The sequence below is a fragment of the Arthrobacter sp. UYEF36 genome (assembly GCF_040547025.1).
GTDB lineage: Bacteria > Actinomycetota > Actinomycetes > Actinomycetales > Micrococcaceae > Arthrobacter.
The window spans coordinates 1-3,369 of record NZ_JBEPOX010000025.1; the positions used below are offsets into that span (position 1 = coordinate 1).

3 protein-coding genes are annotated in these 3,369 nt (G+C 65.6%); all 3 read right to left on the reverse strand.

Translation table 11 applies throughout. The features are described from left to right. Window positions 1-86: 86 nt before the first annotated feature. The 3 genes from ABIB29_RS19910 to ABIB29_RS19920 are packed head-to-tail and all read right to left on the reverse strand — an operon-like array spanning window position 87 to window position 2,946. Entirely contained in the window at window positions 87-1,076 is a 990-nt protein-coding gene (locus ABIB29_RS19910; RefSeq protein WP_354174769.1) for a tyrosine-type recombinase/integrase, read from the reverse strand. Continuing rightward, window positions 1,073-1,996, reverse strand: coding sequence for a tyrosine-type recombinase/integrase (locus tag ABIB29_RS19915; RefSeq protein ID WP_354174770.1), 924 nt, complete (start codon window positions 1,994-1,996; stop codon window positions 1,073-1,075). The genes ABIB29_RS19910 and ABIB29_RS19915 overlap by 4 nt, the downstream gene beginning before the upstream one ends. A 5-nt stretch (window positions 1,997-2,001) precedes the next feature. Then, window positions 2,002-2,946 (reverse strand): tyrosine-type recombinase/integrase, encoded by a 945-nt coding sequence (locus tag ABIB29_RS19920; RefSeq protein ID WP_354174772.1) that lies wholly within the window; start codon window positions 2,944-2,946, stop codon window positions 2,002-2,004. Window positions 2,947-3,369: the final 423 nt, after the last annotated feature.

The following is a 3,369-nucleotide window of genomic DNA, read 5'->3' on the forward strand; positions in this document are numbered from 1 at the left end:
GATCTATGCCGAGCCCGCGACTATGCCGAGGTGTCCGCCAGGTCGGGCTGGTGTGCGGGGTCCGGGCCGGTCGCGGGTCGGCATAGTTACAGGCTCTCGAGGAACGCGAGGATCTTGTCTGGTGGGTGGTATCGGCCAGGGCTGGCGGATGCCGGCGTGGTGAGTGCGAGGGCTTTCTCCTTGATGGTGATGTCGGCGTGGACGTAGGCGTCGGTGGAACGGACTCCGGCGTGGCCGAGCCAGAGGGCGATCACCGAGGTGTCGACCCCGGCTTGGAGCAAGGTCATCGCGCAGCTGTGACGAAACACGTGAGGGTGGATTTTCTTGCCCGATAGCGATGGACATGTTTGGGCAGCGGTCGCTGCGTGGGTGCTGACCCGCAGCGCGACGGCGTCGCGGCTGAGCCGCCGCCCGGTGCGGGTCGGGAACACTGGCTCGTGGGGTTTTCCGGCTCGTTCTGCCAGCCAGGAACGCAGCAGTCCTTCGACGGGAGTGGTGATTGGAACGGCGCGTTGTTTGCGTCCTTTGCCTTCGCATCGGACGTTCGCGCCGGCGCCCAGCGTGACATCGGTGCAGTTCAGGCCTGTGAGTTCGGAGACCCGCAGTCCGGTCTGGATGGCGAGGAGCATCAGGGCCCTGTCGCGCCGTCCTTCCCATCTGGACTGGTCCGGGGCCGCGACGAGGGCGTCGATCTCGGGTGGGGTCAGGAATGTCACTGTGCGCTTGTCGAACCGCTTCGGCGGGATGGCGAGGACACGCTGGATCAGCAGCGCATGCTCGGGATGACGCAACGCGGCGTAGGAGAAAAGTGAGCGGATTGCTGTCAAGCGGACGTTGCGGGTTCTGACGCTGTTGTGCCGTTCATTCTCCAAGTGGGTAAGAAATCCTGAGATTGTGGTCGCGTTCAGGTCGTCCCACTCCAGTTGTGATGGCAACTTGCCGGTCCGTGCGTGGATGAACTCCAGGAGCAGCTTCAGGGCGTCGCGGTAGGCGGCGATGGTCCGCGGGCTGGCTTGGCGCTGTTGGGTGAGCCGGTCGCTGAAGAACATCTGCAGTGTGGGTGCGATCAGCGTCATGATCGCACCGCCGTCCAGCCGGTATTCTGGCGTGCCGCGGCCAGGGCGAGCAGTTCCGGCGCAGCCGAAAGATACCAGTAGGTCGATGCCGGTTCGCGGTGGCCGAGATAGGTCGATAGCCATGGGAGTTTCGCCTGCACGTCCTCGCCGGTGCGATACCAGCCGAGCAGGGTTCGGACCGCGAACGTGTGCCGGAGATCGTGAAGCCTCGGAGCCGAGGGTGCCCCGGTCCCGATACCGGCGGCATCGACCAGATGCCGGAATGTCGGGCATACGGCCGCGTAGCAGAGGCGTTTGTGCGTCTGGGACACGAAGAAGCTTGGCTCCTTCGGTCGGGGTTCGAGCTCGTCGCGGAGTTGGGCGTATGCGCTCAGTGCCTCCATGGCAGTGCTGTGGAGTGGAACCAGCCGGGATTTGCCGAATTTGGATTCGCGGATCAGCAGCACGCTCTCGGTCCAGTCGATGTCGCTGCGGTCAAGCTTGATTGCCTCGCCGATCCGCAGACCACCCGCTGCCAGCAGGCCAACCAGGATCTCGTAGGTCGCGGCCCGCAGCGGCGATCGGATCAAGACGCGGGCCTGGTTCATCAGTGCCTCGATGTCGGCTGTGGAGTAGATGAACGGTCGGCGCCATCTTTGCCGGTGCGGCATCAGACCCAGCGGCGGGATCTCCGTGCCGGGGTAAATGCCGGTCAGGTAGCGGGCGAACCCGCGGGCTGCCGTCATCCGTCGCGGCCCCACGGTCGTCGGCTGGCCTGTCGGGGATTGCTGCGCCCAGTCCAGTGCCGCTTCTATGGTCACCGTGGACGCTCCGCGGGTGTCCAGAAAAGCCACGAAGCCTGGCAGCAACCAACGGGCCTCGGCCATTTCGTGTCCGAGCGAACGACGCAGTTGCAGGTAACCCGCGAGATCCTGCTCCAACGCACTCACCGCAGAACCCCCGGCCACGGCTGGGCCACCTGGCGCAGCGCGACCAAATCAACCTTGGCATAGAGGGCGGTCGTGGCCAGATCCTGATGGCGCAGGACCTGGCTGATCGCCATCAGGCCGGCGCCCTGGCGGAGGAGCTCACCGGCCAGGGCGTGCCTCAGCCCGTGCGGTCCGACGTCGGGCAGGCCTGCACGTTTGCAGGCCCGCTCGACAACATCGCCAACCAGATCAGCGCGGATCGGCCCGCGGGGTGCCCGGCAGGTCAGGAACACATGGACGGCATCCGCAGGATTCCGACCAGAGCAGAGGTAGGCTACCAGCGCTTCGCCGACCTCGGCCGGCAACGGCAACCGGTCTTGCCGGCGCGCTTTGCCCCGGACCATGAGTTCCCCGGACCGCCAGTCCACGTCACGCAATTCCATGCGTGCGACCTCGACGGACCGTAACCCCAACCGCGACACCAGCATCACGATCGCGAAGTCCCTGACCCCGACCAGCGTGCTGCGGTCAACGCTGTCGAGCAAAAGCTGCACGTCCGCCGCGGACAACCCGGCAGGGGGCAGAGCCGCCAAGCGCCATCCACCCACCGCAGGAACCGACGCACCCAGACTCAACCCGGTCATGTCATGCAGATAGAGGAAGCGCAGGACCGAACGCAGCTCGGCCACCCGGCCCTTCGCCGACCCCGCCGACACCCGGGCGAATTCACGCAGCAGGAACGCATTGATGTCCGCCCCCGTCAGAGCCTCCGGAGCGAACACCCCACCCACCGATGACTCCTGAAGGAAGCGCCGGGCAGTGTTCTCATAACGAAGCACAGTGGTCAGCGCCAGCCCCCGCTCCTGGATCATCCACGACCGGTACGAGCCCAGAAGAGCACCCAACGGTGTCACCAAAGGCGCTCTTTCGGGAACGGCGCCCAACTCCCGCAGGTAGCTCATCAGCGGAACCAGAGCACGGGGACCTGGGCTCCCGCTCCGGCCAACCCTTCGCCGGGCAGATTGGAACTCGGCCACGCGTTCCTCGTTCAGATCCTCAGTGATAAGCCCCTCGGCAGAAAGCCAGAGCCCGACCTGGCCCAAATCCTTCAACATGTTCCGGACCGTGCCCGGCGTGTAACCCCGCCGCGTCAACCACTCCCGGTAACCCTCGACGTGCGGCCACAGCTGGCCAGCTTTCCTTCTCGTTCCAGACAACGCACTCGCCTCCTTCACGGAAGCACGGTTGCTCCCATGAACAGGCTCTACCCCCGGGGACTATGCCGATACGAGAACGTCCATCACGGCCTGAAACGCCCCACCGTCAACGGCTTTACCGGCCACCACCGAATGCCTCGGCATAGTCACGGGCTCGGCATAGGTCGA